Origin of the sequence: Brevundimonas intermedia, from assembly GCF_004614235.1 — a bacterium.
GTDB classification, from domain to species: Bacteria; Pseudomonadota; Alphaproteobacteria; order Caulobacterales; family Caulobacteraceae; genus Brevundimonas; species Brevundimonas intermedia_A.
Map to the genome: position 1 here is coordinate 84,255 of NZ_SPVH01000002.1, position 14,865 is coordinate 99,119.

A 14,865-nucleotide genomic window follows, 5' to 3' on the forward strand; every position below is an offset into this window, starting at 1 on the left:
CCGGCCCTTCGGTCTTGTCGCTAGGACCAACCGATCAGCTGTCGGCTTGCCAGCCGCCGGCCAGGGCGCGGAACAGGGCGATCTGGTAGGTTGTGACCAGGGCGTCGGACTGGGCCAGGGCTGCGTCTGCCGCCGCCTGGGTGCGTTCGGCGTCCAGCACCAACAGGAAGCTGTCGGCGCCGGCGTTGAAGCGCAGGCGCGACAGGTCGGCGGCGCGGGCCGCCTGGTCGCGCGCCTCGGTCAGGGCCGCACGGCGGTCCAGTTCGTTGGCGTAGTTGGACAGGGCCGTTTCCGTCTCCTGCAGGGCCGTCAGCACCGTCTGGTCGAAGGTGGCGAGCGCCGCATCCGAACGGGCGCCGGCGGCCTTGATCTGGGCGCGGGCGGCGAAGACGTTGGGGAACGACCAACTGATCAGCGGACCGAAGCTGAAGCGGAAATTCTGGTCATCGCTGAGCTCGCCCGATTCCAGCGCCGTGGAGCCGATGGAGCCCCCCAGGCTGATCTGCGGGAAGAGGTTGGCGGTGGCGACGTTCACGCGGGCGGCGGCGGCGGCCAGATTGGCCTCCGCTTCCCGCACGTCGGGACGACGCGCCAGAAGCGCCGCGCCGTCGCCGACCGGAATCGGCTGGGTCAGTTCCGGCGGACGCACGCAAGCGGCGGCGGCCTGGCTGGCCGCGGCGGGGGTGACCCCGGTCAAGGTGGCCAGGCGGAACAGCGCCTCGTTGCGGGCCGCGCGCAGGGTCGGCAGGGTCGCCGCCGTCTGGGCCAGGGCCGCGCGGGCGCTGGCCACGTCCAGCCCGGTGCCGGCCCCGCCGTCGAGCAGGGTCTGGGTCAGCTCAGCGGTGTTGCGTTGCAGCTCCAGCGTCCGTTCGGCCACCGCGATCTGCGCATTGGCCGAGCAGGTGTCGGCATAGGCGCGGGTCGTCTCGGCCGCGACCGTCACCTGAACCGTGGCCAGGGCGGCCTCGGCGGCGCGGGCGTCGGCGCGGGCGGCGCGGATAGTGGATTCCACCCGGCCGAACAGGTCGATCTCGTACGACGCCTGAAGACCAACGTCATAGGTGTCGATCTCGGGCGCATCCTGACCGGCGGGCAGGCCCTGGACCGTGGCGGCCGAGGCGCGGCTGCGCTGGGCCTGGGCGCTGGTCGTCGTCGTCGGGAAACGACCCACACGGGCCTCCGACAGCGACGCCCGAACGGCGCGCAGGTTGGCGAAGGCGGCTTCGAGCTCATTGTTCTCGGCGAAGGCCTGCTGGATCAGGGCGTCCAGCGTCGGGTCTTCATACAGCCGCCACCAGTCGTCGCGCGCCGCAGCGGTCGAGACGGTGGGGCTGGCCGAGCCGACGAAGGCGCCCGTGCCGGCGACAGGCAGGTCGGCGGGCGGCGCCTTGGGCCCGACCGCGCAGGCGGCGAGCAGGGCGCTCGATGCCGCAGCGGTCAGGAAGCTGAGGGTCTTGTTGCGGGTCATCAGATGTCCCCTCCCCGGCCGGTCGCGGGCGCCGGAGCGTTCGGATCGGTCAGGTCGCTGGTTTCGTCGTAACGCACGGCCCGATCAGAAGCGTTGTCGGGTGTTGTGGTCGGCTTGGGCTTTTTGCCTTGCGGCAGCTTCGAGGACAGCCAGCGGCTGACCACATAGAAGACCGGCGTGAAGATCAGGCCGAAGAAGGTCACGCCCAGCATGCCCGAGAAGACGGACGTGCCCAGCGATTGCCTCATCTCCGCGCCCGGCCCCGTCGCCAGCATCAGCGGCACGACGCCGAGGATGAAGGCGAACGAGGTCATCAGGATCGGACGCAGACGGGTCTTGGCGGCGGCGACCGCAGCATCGAACCGGTTCATGCCCTGCTCTTCTTCAGCCTGCTTGGCGAACTCGACGATCAGGATGGCGTTCTTGGCCGCCAAGGCGATCAGAACGACAAGCCCGATCTGGACCAGGATGTTGTTGTCCAGCCCCCTCAGGTTCACCCCGATGATCGCGGCGAGCAGGCACATCGGCACGATCAGGATGACCGCCAGCGGAAGCGTGAACGCCTCATACTGAGCCGCCAGCACCAGGAAGACGAACACCACCGCCATCAGGAAGATGACCGTCGCGCCCGAACCGGCCGCCTTCTGCTGATAGGCCAGGCCCGTCCATTCGTAGGAGAAGCCCTGGGGCAGGGTCTGCGCGGCCATGTTCTCCATGATCTGCAGCGCCTCGCCCGACGACACCCCTGCTGCGGCATTGCCCTGAAGTTCGGCGGCCGGGAACAGGTTGTAGCGCACGATCCGCGCCGGACCGGAATCGTTCATCAGGTTGGCCACCGAGCCGATCGGCACCATGGCCCCCGACGACGACTTGGTCTTCAGGTTGGCGATGTCGGCGATGTCGTCGCGCGCCGTCGGCTCCGCCTGCGCGGTCACCCGGAAGGTGCGACCCAGCATGTTGAAGTCGTTGACGTAGGATGAGCCGAGATAGACCCCCAGCGTGTCGAACACGGCGCTGGGCTGGACGCCCATCATCAGCGCCTTGTCACGATCGACGTCGGCGGTGATGCGCGGCGAGGCGGTGTTGTAGGTCGAGAAGACCTGGCTGACCTCGGTCGGCGCCTGGGCGGCCGCGCCCATCATGGCGAAGGTCGCGCCTTCCAGCGGACGGTAACCGGCGCCTTCACGATCCTGGATCATCATCGAGAAGCCGTTGCCGGTGCCCAGACCTTGGACGGCAGGCGGAGCGATGACGAAGATCTGCGCGTCCTCGATCTGGCCCGTGGCCTGGGTGATTGCGCCGGCCAGGGCCGCGGCGGCCTCTTCCTTGGTGCGATCCTCGAACGGATTCAGGCGCACGAAGATGGTGGCGGCGTTGGAGCCGAACGAGAAGCTGGAGCCGTCCAGGCCGGCGAAGGCGATGGCGCCGTCGACGCCCGGGGTCTGGCGGATGATGTCGCTGGCGCGGGTCATCACCGCTTCGGTACGGTCCAGCGAGGCGCCGGCCGGCAGTTGGATGACGCCGATCAGGAAGCCCTGATCCTGCTCGGGAATGAATCCCGAGGGCGTGTCGATCAGACGCCAGGCGGTCAGGCCCAGCAGGCCGGCATAGATGATCAGCACCAGGCCGACCGTGCGCACCAGACGCGCGGTCAGACGGCCGTAACGGTCCGACAGCCAGTCGAAGCCTTCGTTGAACTTACGCCCAGCCCAGCCGCCGTAATAGACGACCGTGCCCAGGACGCCCGGCTTGCGGGCATGTTCGTGGTCCTTCTTGTGCGGCTTCAGCAGCAGAGCGGCCATGGCCGGCGAAAGCGTCAGCGACACGAACAGCGAGATGACAGAGGCCGAGGCGATCACCACCGCGAACTGGCGATAGAAGATGCCAGGGATGCCAGGCACGAACATGGTCGGCACGAACACCGAGACCAGCACCAGGCCGATGGCGATCAGAGCGCCGGACACTTCCTGCATCGACCGATAGGCGGCCTCCTTGGGCGTAAGCCCTTCGCTGATGGCACGCTCCACATTCTCGACCACGACGATGGCGTCATCGACGACGATGCCGACCGCGAGGACCAAAGCGAACAGGGACAGGGAGTTGATCGAATATCCCAGCGCCAGCTGCACCGCGAAGGTGCCGACCAGGGCGACGGGAATGGCGATGATCGGGATGATCGCCGCGCGCCAGGTCTGCAGGAAGACCATGATCACGATGACGACCAGGATGACGGCTTCGACCAGCGTATGCTGGACCGACTCCACCGAGGCGGCGACGAATTCGGTCGGATTGTAAGGCACGGAGATATTCATGCCGGCGGGCAGTTCAGCCTTCAGGGCATCGACCTCGGCCAGAACCCGATCGGCGGTGCCCAGCGCGTTCGCGCCCGGCTGCTGAACGATCGCGACGCCGACGCCGCGCTGACCGTCGAAGAAGCCGCGAATGCCGTAGTCCTGGGCGCCCAGTTCGATCCGCGCCACGTCACGCAGATAGGTGACGCGCCCTTCGGCGTCGGTCTTCAGGATGACCTTGGAGAATTCTTCGGGATCGCTCAGACGGCCCTGAACCTGGACCGGCAGCTGGAATGAGGAAGCGTTGTTGGCAAAGGGCGGCTGGCCGATGGAACCGGCCGCGGCCTGGACGTTCTGGGCGCGCAGGGCGGAGACGATTTCGGGACCCGTCAGACCGCGCTCCGCCGCCTTGGCCGGGTCGATCCAGACGCGCATCGAATAGTTGCCGCCGCCGAACACCTGAACCGCGCCCACGCCTTCGATGCGCAGCAGGCGGTCCCGCAGCGTCGAATTGGCGTAGTTGCCGACATAGTCGTTATCCAGAGTGCCGTCGGGCGACGTCAGGCCCAGGATCATCAGGAAGCCGCTCTCGGCCTTGTTGACCACGACGCCCGTCTGGCGAACCGCCTCGGGAAGGCGGGGTTCGGCAAGAGCCACCCGGTTCTGGACCAGCACCTGCGCGGAATCGAGGTCCGTTCCGGGCTGGAAGGTCACGGTGATCGCCACCGCCCCGTCCGAGGTGGACGAGGAGGTGATGTAGAGCATGTTCTCGACGCCGTTCACCTCCTGCTCGATGGGGGCGGCGACGGTCTCGGCCAGGGTCTCGGCCGAGGCGCCGGGATAGGCGGCGTTGATGGTGATCGTCGGCGGCGCGATCTCCGGATACTGCGACAGGGGCAGCAGCGGATAGGCGGCGACGCCGATGATCGTGATCACCACCGCGATCACGGCCGCGAAGATCGGCCGGTCGATGAAGAAGCGGGAGATGTTCATGGCTTAGCCGGCGGGAATGGAGTTGGCGAACGAGGCGCTGGACGCCGGGGCCGACTGGGTGACCGGGGCCTGCGACGCATCGGCCGCGACCGGCTGGATCTGACCGTTCTTGGGCGTAACCTTCGAACCCGGCTGAGCCGCGCGTTGCAGGCCGGCGATGATGACGCGGTCGGTCGGAGCCAGGCCCGAACGCACGACGCGCAGGCCCTGGACGATCGGGCCCAGCTGGACGGCCTTGTTCGTCACGGTGCCGTCGGCGTTGACCACGGCGACGGTGCGGCGCGCCTGATCCGTGCCGATGGCCGAATCCGGCACCAGCAGGGCGTCGTAGGCGCCGGCGCCGGCGACCTGGGCGCTGCCGAACATGCCGGGGCGCAGGAAGCCGTCGGCGTTGGGCAGGATGGCGCGCAGGCGGATGACGCCCGAGGCGGTGTCCACGGCGTTGTCCGAGAAGTCGAGACGGCCGGTGTGCTTGTAGGTGCTCTCGTCCTGCAGGCGGACGTTGACCGTCGCGCCCTGATTGGCGCCGCCCTCACGCAGATACTTCAGCAGGACCGCTTCCGAACCGTCGAAGACGAAGTGGATCGGGCCGCCCGAGATGATGGTGGTCAGGACGTCGCCTGCCGACGAACCGCCGGCGATGACATTGCCCGGATCGACGCGACGGTCGGACACGCGGCCCGAGGTCGGCGCAGTGACGCGGGTGTAGTCCAGATTCAGACGCGCCGTGCGGACGGCGGCGTTGGCGGCGGCCAGATTGGCCTGGGCCGCATCGACGGCGGCCTTGTTGGAATCATACTCGGCCTTGGACACCGCCTGCGAAGCCAGCAAGGTCTCGCTGCGGGCCAGGTTGGCGCGGCTCAGCGTGACCTGCGACTGCATCTGGGTCACCTGGGCCTGGGCCTGGGCCAGAGCGGCCTGGGCCGGACGCGGGTCCAGGGTGAACAGCAACTGGCCGCGCTGGACCATCTGACCGTCGCGGAAGTGAACCGCCTGGATATAGCCGCCGACGCGGGCGCGCACTTCAACGCTCTCGACCGCTTCGAAGCGGCCCGTGAACTCGTCCCAGTCCCTGACCTGTTGCTTCAGCGGCGTCGCCACCGTCACCGGTGGCGCGCCTTGCGCCGGAGCTTCCGCCTTGGGGGAACAACCATAAAGCGCACCCGTCGCCATGACGGATACGGCCGCAATCTTCAGCCCGCGCATCTGCGCAATCTCCCTGTCGGAGGTAAAATCCCAGTCGTGCGGACAGAGGCCGATGGGGAGTCGGCCTTGTCAACGCGTGGTGACTTAATGGTCGGGGACGTGACGCTTGTCAACAGGCGTTGACAAAGCCATATGTGATCTACGGTTATTCACCTGTGGAGTGTCATCACCTTGTTATGTCCCGGCCCACGCCCGAGAAACGCCGCCGCGACGCGCACGGCCATTCTCGATGCAGCACGCGAAAGGTTCGCGGCCGAGAGCTATGACGACGTGGGGATGCGCGACATCGCGCGCGACGTCGGCGTCGATGCTGCGCTGATCAGCCGATACTTCGGATCCAAGGACGACTTGTTCCTGGCCGCGCTGGACAGCTGCGGCGACGGCAGCGCCCTCATGTCCGGCGAGAAGGCCGATTTTGGCCGACGCGTGGCCCACGAGATCGTCTTCGAACCCAAGAAGGCCGAAAAGCTGAAGGGCATGTCGATCATGCTGCGCTCCATCGGCTCGGCCAAGGCGTCGGAGATGGTTCAGAACACCTGCACCCAGCGCTTTTTCGGCCCGTTGGAAGACTGGCTCGCCGGACCGGACGCCACCGTGCGCGCCCGGGTGCTGGCCGGCTTCCTGATGGGCATGTCGGTGAGCCGCGAGCTGGGCGGCGGCAGTTTCGATCTGGAGCCCGCCGAATGTGAACGGATGCGCGACCGGCTGGCCCCCATTCTCCAGGGTTTGATCGACGGCTGATCTAGACGCGGAATGCAAAAGGGCGCGGAGGGAAACCTCCGCGCCCTTTGTCTTGCCTGACACCAGGTCTCAGTGCGAGGCGGTCGAGACCACCTCAGCGCGCGGCTTGGTGCGGATGCAGGCGATGGCGAAGACCGTCAGGCCGACATAGCCCAGCATCGGCACGATGAAGGCCGGCTGAATTCTGCCTGCCGCATCGGCGATGTGCGCCGCGACCTGGGGCAACAGGGCGCCGCCGATGATGCCGAAGACGAGCAGGCCCGAGGTCGCCGAGGTCGGCGCGGTCGAACGCTCCAGCGTCAGGGTGAAGATGGTCGGGAACATGATCGAGTTGAACAGACCGATCGACAGGACGGCATAGGCCGCCGTGGGGCCGCCGATCTGGCTCACGATCAGGCACAGGACGGCCGCCGCAACGGTGCAGCAGGCCAGAACGACGCCAGGGCGAACCTTGGTCAGGATGGCCGAGCCGATGAAACGACCGACCATCGCGCCGCCCCAGTAGAGGGCGACCATCTTGCCCGCCGTCTCGATGGGGGCGTTCAGGACGTCGGGGCTTTCCAGAAAGTTGGTCAGCATGCCGCCGATGGCGACTTCCGATCCGACATAAAGGAAGATGGCCAGGGCGCCGAAGACGGCCCAGGGCGACGACAGCGCCTTCAGCGGCGAAACGGCGTTGGTCGTGGCGGGGGCGGCGGCGTTGATCTTCTTGCGCGCCGTGAAGATGAAGACGGCGACCAAGGCGAAGAACGAGCCCATGCCCAGGAAGGCCATGTCGATGCTGCGCAGAGATTCCGTGCGCGTGGCCACGGTGACGACCGCGCCGGCGGCGAAGACGCCACCCGTCAGCAGGACGTGCGAACCCAGCCACGGACCAATCGTGGTGCCCAGCGAGTTGAAGGCCTGGGACAGGTTCAGACGGCTGGACGCGTTCTTGGGGCTGCCCAGTTCGGCGACCAGCGGATTGGCCGCGACCTGCAAGAGGGTCACGCCCGAGGCGATGACGAACAGGGCGATCAACACGCCCGGATACCAGTCGGCGGCCGTGGCGGCCGGCACGATCAGACAGCCCGCGACCATCACGATCAGGGCGCCGATGATCGAACGGCTATACCCCAGCTTGCTCAGCACCGAGGCGGCCGGCAGGGACATCAGCCCATAGGCGATGAACCAGGCGAAGGTCGTCAGGAAGGCCTCGGCGTTGTTCAGGTCGAACACGCGCTTCACCGCCGCGATCAGCGGATCGATCAGCGAGGTGGCGAAGCCCCAGGCGAAGAACAGCGTGGTGACATAGGCGAAGGCCAGGCCCGCGCCCTGGCGTTTTCCGGCGTCCGGAACGGTCATGGATGTGATCCCCCAGTGAACAAAAACGGCCGCGCTGTGCCCGCGCGGTTCTCGCAGGGCTTGGTTCCGACATCGCGCACCATGCGTCCAGCCGAAAAGCACGCTCTGTAACGAAACTTTTCCGTCATTCGACGGCGCGAGCAAAGAAAAGGGCCGCCTCGCGAACGCGGCGGCCCAAGTTTGCTCAGGGGAGAAATCAGAACCGGTAGTTCATGCCGACCGCGAAGGTCCGGCCGTAGCTCTGATAGTCGATGGTCCGGCGCTCATCGCCGTTCTCGAAGGTCTTGAACGGCTCGTCCGTCAGGTTGTTGACCTGGGCCAGGATCGATAGACCCTCCAGCGGACCCGACTGGAACTCGTAACCGATCTGGGCGTCGACGACGGTCTCCGCCGCGACGGAACGCAGGGTGCGGCCATTGCCGAAACCGGCGACCTCGCCCAGGTAGTCCGACCGGTGACGGGCGGAGACGCGGGTCTGGAAGCCGTAACGCTCGTAATACAGCGTGCCGTTGATGACGGTTTCCGACAGGCCGGGCATGGTGGTCGGGGCCACGTTCGGATCGGGCTGGACCTCGCTGTCCGTCTGCGACGCGCTGAACAGACCGCCGAAGCCTTCCAGCGCCGGATGGAACATGTCGAACGGCGCCGAGACCGAGAATTCCAGCCCCTTGATCCAGCCGCCTTCGCCGTTGTCGGCGCGGGTCGACAGGCCCTGGTTGATCACCGGCGTCACGCCGCCCGTGGGATAGCCGGTGAAATCAACGATCTCGTTACGGGTATAAACGTAGCTTTCCAGGTGCTTGTAGAACGCCGCCAGCGAGACGTAGCCCTTGCGGTTGGCGAAGTATTTTTCGAACGACAGATCGACCACATCGGCGATGTAGGGGCGCAGTTCGGGGTTGCCGCCGCTGGCGCTCCAGGGCGAGGCGTTGTCGGGCTGGGCCGTGTCGTTGTTGTTGGCGATGTTGAACGAGTAGTTCTGCGAGGCGCGCATGTCGTCCATCCGCGGGCGCGCCAGGGTGCGAGCCACGGCGAAGCGGGCGAACAGGTCGTCGCCGACTTCCAGGATGAAGTTCGAGCTGGGCAGGATTTCCAGATAGTCCACGCCGCCCGACACCGCGACCGTCTCGGACACGCCCGGACCGACCTGGCGGGCCGAGAAGCCGTCCGAGCTCTGATCGGTGTAGACAAACTGCATGCCGACGTTGCCGGTCAGACGGCGGCCGAACAGGTTGTGATCGAGATTGGCGCGCACATAGCTGGTCGAAACCTTCTCGGTGACGCCCCAGTTGCCGGAAATGACGTCAGCGTTCGGGTTGCGGATCAGGTTCAGCGCGCCGCTGTTGACCAGGCCGAGTGCGTCATAGCTGAGCACCTGCGAGATGCCGAGATAGCCCAGGTCGGTCGGGTCCAGCAGGAACTCGGAAGGCACCGCCAGATCGCCGCCGCCGGGGACGCCCAGATAATACTGGTCGTTGACGAAGGTCTTGGTGCGTTCGGAATAGTTGAAGCCGAAGTCGATCGACTTGAACGGGGTTTGATGCAGTTCGCGGGTGGCCGTCAGGCGCACGGCCTTGATCTCGTCCTCGATGGACGGGGTGTTCATATAGCCGACCTGGCCCTCAGGGATCACGTCGCCGCCCCAGCCCTGCGGGCTGGTGAGGCGGATCAGCGTCGGATCGGCATAGTTGAGCTGGCTGGTGAAGCGCGTCACGCCGTCGTCGGTCAGTTCGAAGCCCAGGGTGTCCAAGGCGCCGTTGATATTGCGGCCCGTACCGGCGTTGGTCTCCAGGATGATGTCGTTGCGCTCGACCTTCGAGTAGTTGACGTCCAGACCCAGGGTCCAGTCGTCGCTGGCGACGAACTCGGTGTTCCAGCCGATGGCCGTGATGTTGCTGTCGCGCTTGTTCAGGTCGTTGCGGACCACGCCCTTGATGTTGTCCCAGGTGCCGGCGACGATCAGGCCGTCCTCGATCGTGGCGTCGGGACGCAGCGAGGGGGCGGGACGGCAGACGTTTGGCGTGGGGACGTTATTGGTGATCTGGCAGCCGCCGAGAACCGTGTCGCTGCGGCCGGGGCTTTCCGCAAGGCCGCCCCAATAGAGCGGGAACTCGATGCCGCGCAGGATCTGGGTGTTCTTGAACTCGGAATAGAAGGCGTCCAGCGTGGTGTGGAAGCGGTCGTTCGGACGCCATTCCAGCACGCCCATATAGCCGTCGCGCTCAAGCTCCGAGGACATGACGTAGGGCTTGACGCCGCCCGTAACGAGCTGACCGATTTCGTCTTCATAGCCGGGACGCGCCACCCGCGCGCCGCCGACCGTCTGGCCGAAGCGGTCGTCATTGATGTCGATGTTCGGATAGCCCCAGGCGTTGAACCGCTCGGACTGATAGGGCGAGCTCATGTGGGCGTAACCCAGGGCGACGCCCAGCGTGCCGTCCAGGAACTGGTCGATATAGGAGATGGTGTAGCGGTCGCCCTTGTCGGTCGTGCCCGAGTTCAGGGCGCCGATGTCGTTCCACTCGTGGCGATAGTTCACCGCCAGGGCCTGACGGCCGTAGGCCAGAGGGCGCACGGTGCGCAGATCGACGGTGCCGGCCAGGCCCTGGCCCACCAAGGCCGCGTCAGGGGTCTTGTAGACGGTCACGCCGCCCAGCAGTTCCGACGGAAACTGGTCGAACTCGACGCCGCGGTTGTCGCCGGTCGTGACCAACTCGCGGCCGTTCAGCAGGGCGGTGGTGAAATCGGGGCCGAGGCCGCGGATCGAGATGGCCTGGCTGCGGCCGTCGAGGCGTTGCGAGGTCACGCCCGGCAGGCGAGCCAGGGATTCGGCGATCGAAACATCCGGCAGCTTGCCGATGTCTTCGGCCGAGATGACCTCGACGATCGAGGTGTTGTTGGCCTTGGCGTTGATCGACGCCTCGATGGAGCGGCGGATGCCGGTGACGACGATCTCGCCGACCTCGGTCGCCTGATCATCGGCCTGGGCCGTGGCTGCGGCGGTCTGGGCTTGCGCCGCGCCGACCGACATCATGGCGGCTGCGCCGAAGGCGACGCCGGATAGCAGGCGCGCGCGCCGGTTGAGACGTTGGAACATGGTCATCCTCCCTGGGGCTGATCGCGATTCTGAGCGTCGCGATCTGAAACCGTCGCAAAAATATGCAAATCTTTGGCAAGGTTGCAAGCAGTTAATGTGAGCGCCTGATTTCGGCCCTCCCCTGGCGTCGCTTCAAGCCCTTACATACTGGACAAGCAGCAACGAACGGCGACGCTTACGCTGCATTGCAGCAAATTAAACCCGCGTTGACAGGCCCGGCCATTGCTGCAAAATCTTGCAAATCGATCTGGAAAGCTTTGCACTTTCCAGACAGCAGGGAGCCAGCGTTATGAGGAAGAGGACCGCCGTCCGAAACGGACTGCACGCCATGGCGGCCGCAGCGAGCCTGCTGGTCGCCTCCAACGCCAGCGCCGACAGCCTCACCGACCTGCGCCAGCGCCTGCCTCAGGACGAAGTGATCTATTTCCTGCTTCCGGATCGGTTCGCGAACGGCGATCCATCGAACGACCACGGTGGCTATCCGGCCGAGCGACTGAAGAGCGGCTTCGACCCGGCCGACACCGACTTCTATCATGGCGGCGACCTGGCGGGCGTGACCCAGCGGCTGGACTATATCCAGGGTCTGGGCGCCACCGCCGTCTGGCTGGCGCCTGTCTTCAAGAACAAGCCGGTCCAGTCGCACGGCAACTACACCGGCGCGGCGCATCACGGTTACTGGATCACCGACTTCACGGCTGTCGACCCGCATTTCGGCGACGAGGCGGCGATGCGCGCCCTGGTCGAGGCGGCCCATGCGCGCGGCATGAAGGTCTATCTGGACATCGTCGCCAACCACACCGCCGACGTGATCCAGTACCGCGAATGTCCCGAGGGGCGCTGCGCCTATCGCAGCCGCGCCGACTATCCCTACACGCGTCGCGGCGGCGTCGATGGCGCGCCGATCAACCAAGGCTTCGACGGCCGCGACTTCTCGCGCCTGACCCGGCCCGACTACGCCTACACGCCCTACGTCCCGGCGGGCGAGGAGAACGCCAAGGTTCCGGCCTGGCTGAACGACCCGATCCATTATCATAACCGGGGCGAGAGCACGTTTTCGGGCGAAAGCTCGCTGGACGGCGACTTCGCCGGTCTGGACGACCTGCTGACCGAGGATCCGGTCGTGATCCAGGGCATGATCGACGTCTTCGGCGGCTGGATCGACAAATATGGCATCGACGGCTTCCGCATCGACACGGCCCGCCACGTGAACCCCGCCTTCTGGCAGGCCTTCATCCCCGCCATGATCGCCCGCGCCGAGGCCAAGGGCATTGCGAACTTCCATATCTTCGGCGAGGTCTATGACCCCGATCCGGCCGTGACGGCGCGGTTTACGCGGGTCGACGGCTATCCCGCCGTGCTGGACTTCCCGTTCCAGAAACAGGCGGTGGACGCGGCCTCGGGCAAGGTCGGCACCGACGCCCTGGCCAAGCTGTTCGACGCCGACACGATTTACGACAAGGGCGCCGACACGGCCGCCATCCTGCCGACCTTCCTGGGCAATCACGACATGGGCCGGGTCGGCTTCTTCGTGAAACAGGCCAATCCGAACGCGGGCGACGCAGAGCTGCAGTCGCGCATCGCGCTGGCCCATGCCCTGATGATGTTCAGCCGCGGCGTGCCGACCCTCTATTACGGCGACGAACAGGGCTTCGCCGGCGCGGGCGGATACGGAAACTCGCGCCAGGACATGTGGCCCAGCCAGACCCCGGTCTATGCGAACGAGACGCCGGTCGGCGGTCGCCAGCCCGCCTATTCCACCGACGCGCCCCTGTATCAGGCCATCGCTGAAATGGCCCGCATCCGCGCCGCCGAACCGGCCCTGCGACGCGGCCGTCAGGTGGTGCGCGCCTATGGCGACAAGCCGGGCCTGTTCGCCATTTCGCGTATGGGCGAGGACGGGAGTGAAATCCTGGTCCTGTTCAACACCTCGACCACGCCCGTCGCCGCCCAGGTCGAGGTGGAGCCCCGCTCGCTTCGGTGGCAGGCTCTGCGCGGCGACTGCGCGGCCGAGTCGTCGGCTCCGGCCAGTGTCGTCGTCCGCGTCCCTCCCCTCGATTACCTCGTCTGCAAGAGCGTCCCGTGACTGCCCAGCCTCTCGATCTTTCCACGGCTGACGCCGCCCCTGCCCTTGCCCACGACTGGTGGCGGGGGGCGGTCCTGTATCAGATCTACCCGCGCAGCTTCGCCGACTCCAACGACGACGGCGTCGGCGACCTGAAGGGGATCACCGAGCATCTGGATCATGTCGCGTCGCTGGGCGTGGACGGGGTCTGGCTGTCGCCCTTCTTCACGTCGCCGATGAAGGACTTCGGCTATGACGTCTCGGACTATTGCGACGTCGATCCGATCTTCGGCGACCTCGCCGACTTCGACGCCCTGATCGCGCGCGCCCATGCCCTGGGCCTGAAGGTCGTCATCGATCAGGTCTTTTCCCACACCTCCGACGAACACCCCTGGTTCATCGACAGCCGCGCCAGCCGAAACGGCGAACACGCCGACTGGTATGTCTGGGCCGACGCCAAGCCGGACGGCTCGCCGCCGTCGAACTGGCAGTCGGTGTTCGGCGGCCCGGCCTGGACCTGGGATGCGCGGCGCGGCCAGTACTACATGCACAACTTCCTGGCCTCCCAGCCTCAGCTGAACGTCAGGAACCCGGCGGTGCAGGACGCCCTGATCGCGGCGGCCCGCTTCTGGCTGGACAAGGGGGTGGACGGCTTCCGCCTTGACGCCATCAACTTCGCCATCCACGACCCGTCCCTGCGCGACAATCCGCCCATCGCCGACGGCAAGAAGCGGACCCGCCCGTTCGACTTCCAGGACAAAATCTACAACCAGTCCCACCCGGACATCATCGGCTTCCTGAACCGCGTTCGCGCCCTGACCGACAGTTACGAAGGCCGGTTCACGGTGGCGGAGGTCGGCGGCGATCACGCCGACCGCGAGATGAAGGAATTCACCGCCGGAAACGACCGCCTGCACTCGGCCTACGGCTTCCTCTACCTCTACGCCGACACGCTGAAGAGCGAACTGATCGGCCTGGGCGACAGCATGTGGCCGGACCAGCAGGGTGAAGGCTGGCCGTCCTGGACCTTCTCGAACCACGATGCGCCGCGTGCGGTGTCCCGTTGGGCGCAAGGCCGCGACGAGAAGGCCTTTTCGGAAATGGCCCTGCTGCTGCTGATCAGCCTGCGCGGCAATGTCTTCGTTTATCAGGGGGAGGAACTGGGCCTGCCCCAGGCCCAGGTGCCGTTCGAACGGCTGGTCGATCCCGAGGCCATCGCCAACTGGCCCCTGACCCTGGGTCGCGACGGCGCCCGCACGCCGATCCCCTGGGTGGCGTCGGCGCCCAACGCCGGCTTCTCGACGGTCGAGCCCTGGCTGCCGGTCGATCCGCGCCATTTGCCGCTGGCGGTGGACGCGCAGGAGGCCGATCCGACCTCGGTTCTGCACGTCGCCCGCCGCATCATCGCCCTGCGTCATGCGCACCCTGCGCTGCGCACCGGCGGGCTGGAGCTGGTCGAAGGACCGCAGGATCTGCTTGTCTTCCACCGCTTCGAACGCGTTGACGGCGGTGAACGCCTGTTGTGCGTCTTCAACCTCAGCCACGCCCCCATCGGGTGGTCGCCGCCTGCGGGTGCGCGTCGCCTTGAGGCCATCAACTGGACCGAGGCGGACGGACAGACCCTGGCGCCCCTCGCCGGCCTGTTGTTCGCGGTCTGAGGATG

The 14,865-nt window shown here is 66.7% G+C and carries 8 protein-coding genes; 3 read left to right on the forward strand and 5 right to left on the reverse strand.

Features of this window, described 5'->3' with window-relative positions; genetic code table 11:
- Window positions 1-34 precede the first annotated feature (34 nt).
- The 3 genes from EGY25_RS02170 to EGY25_RS02180 are packed head-to-tail and all read right to left on the reverse strand — an operon-like array spanning window position 35 to window position 5,958.
- The gene (locus tag EGY25_RS02170) at window positions 35-1,468 is read right to left on the reverse strand and encodes an efflux transporter outer membrane subunit (protein ID WP_135193431.1); all 1,434 of its coding nucleotides are present in this window, start codon (window positions 1,466-1,468) and stop codon (window positions 35-37) included.
- A complete protein-coding gene (locus EGY25_RS02175; RefSeq protein WP_135193432.1) occupies window positions 1,468-4,752 on the reverse strand; it encodes an efflux RND transporter permease subunit in 3,285 nt (1,094 codons plus the stop codon). The genes EGY25_RS02170 and EGY25_RS02175 overlap by 1 nt, the downstream gene beginning before the upstream one ends.
- 3 nt (window positions 4,753-4,755) lie before the next feature.
- A complete protein-coding gene (locus tag EGY25_RS02180; protein WP_135193433.1) occupies window positions 4,756-5,958 on the reverse strand; it encodes an efflux RND transporter periplasmic adaptor subunit in 1,203 nt (400 codons plus the stop codon).
- Between the two features lie 171 nt (window positions 5,959-6,129).
- Here EGY25_RS02180 and EGY25_RS02185 point away from each other — a divergent pair, with 171 nt between their 5' ends.
- A complete protein-coding gene (locus EGY25_RS02185; protein WP_280643900.1) occupies window positions 6,130-6,699 on the forward strand; it encodes a TetR/AcrR family transcriptional regulator in 570 nt (189 codons plus the stop codon).
- Between the two features lie 69 nt (window positions 6,700-6,768).
- Here the strand turns inward: EGY25_RS02185 and EGY25_RS02190 are convergent, their stop codons facing one another.
- Together EGY25_RS02190 and EGY25_RS02195 are read right to left on the reverse strand one after the other, a co-directional pair.
- A complete protein-coding gene (locus tag EGY25_RS02190; RefSeq protein WP_135193434.1) occupies window positions 6,769-8,043 on the reverse strand; it encodes a sugar MFS transporter in 1,275 nt (424 codons plus the stop codon).
- A 196-nt stretch (window positions 8,044-8,239) separates the two neighbouring features.
- Window positions 8,240-11,140 (reverse strand): TonB-dependent receptor, encoded by a 2,901-nt coding sequence (locus tag EGY25_RS02195; protein ID WP_209307946.1) that lies wholly within the window; start codon window positions 11,138-11,140, stop codon window positions 8,240-8,242.
- Window positions 11,141-11,429: 289 nt separating this feature from the next.
- On the opposite strand from EGY25_RS02195, the gene EGY25_RS02200 reads away from it, so the two are divergent.
- Entirely contained in the window at window positions 11,430-13,223 is a 1,794-nt protein-coding gene (locus tag EGY25_RS02200; RefSeq protein ID WP_167762457.1) for an alpha-amylase family glycosyl hydrolase, read from the forward strand.
- Window positions 13,220-14,860 carry an alpha-amylase family glycosyl hydrolase gene (locus tag EGY25_RS02205; RefSeq protein ID WP_135193436.1) on the forward strand — a complete coding sequence of 547 codons (1,641 nt, stop codon included), beginning with the start codon at window positions 13,220-13,222 and terminating at the stop codon, window positions 14,858-14,860. Before EGY25_RS02200 ends, EGY25_RS02205 begins: the two co-directional genes overlap by 4 nt.
- Window positions 14,861-14,865: the final 5 nt, after the last annotated feature.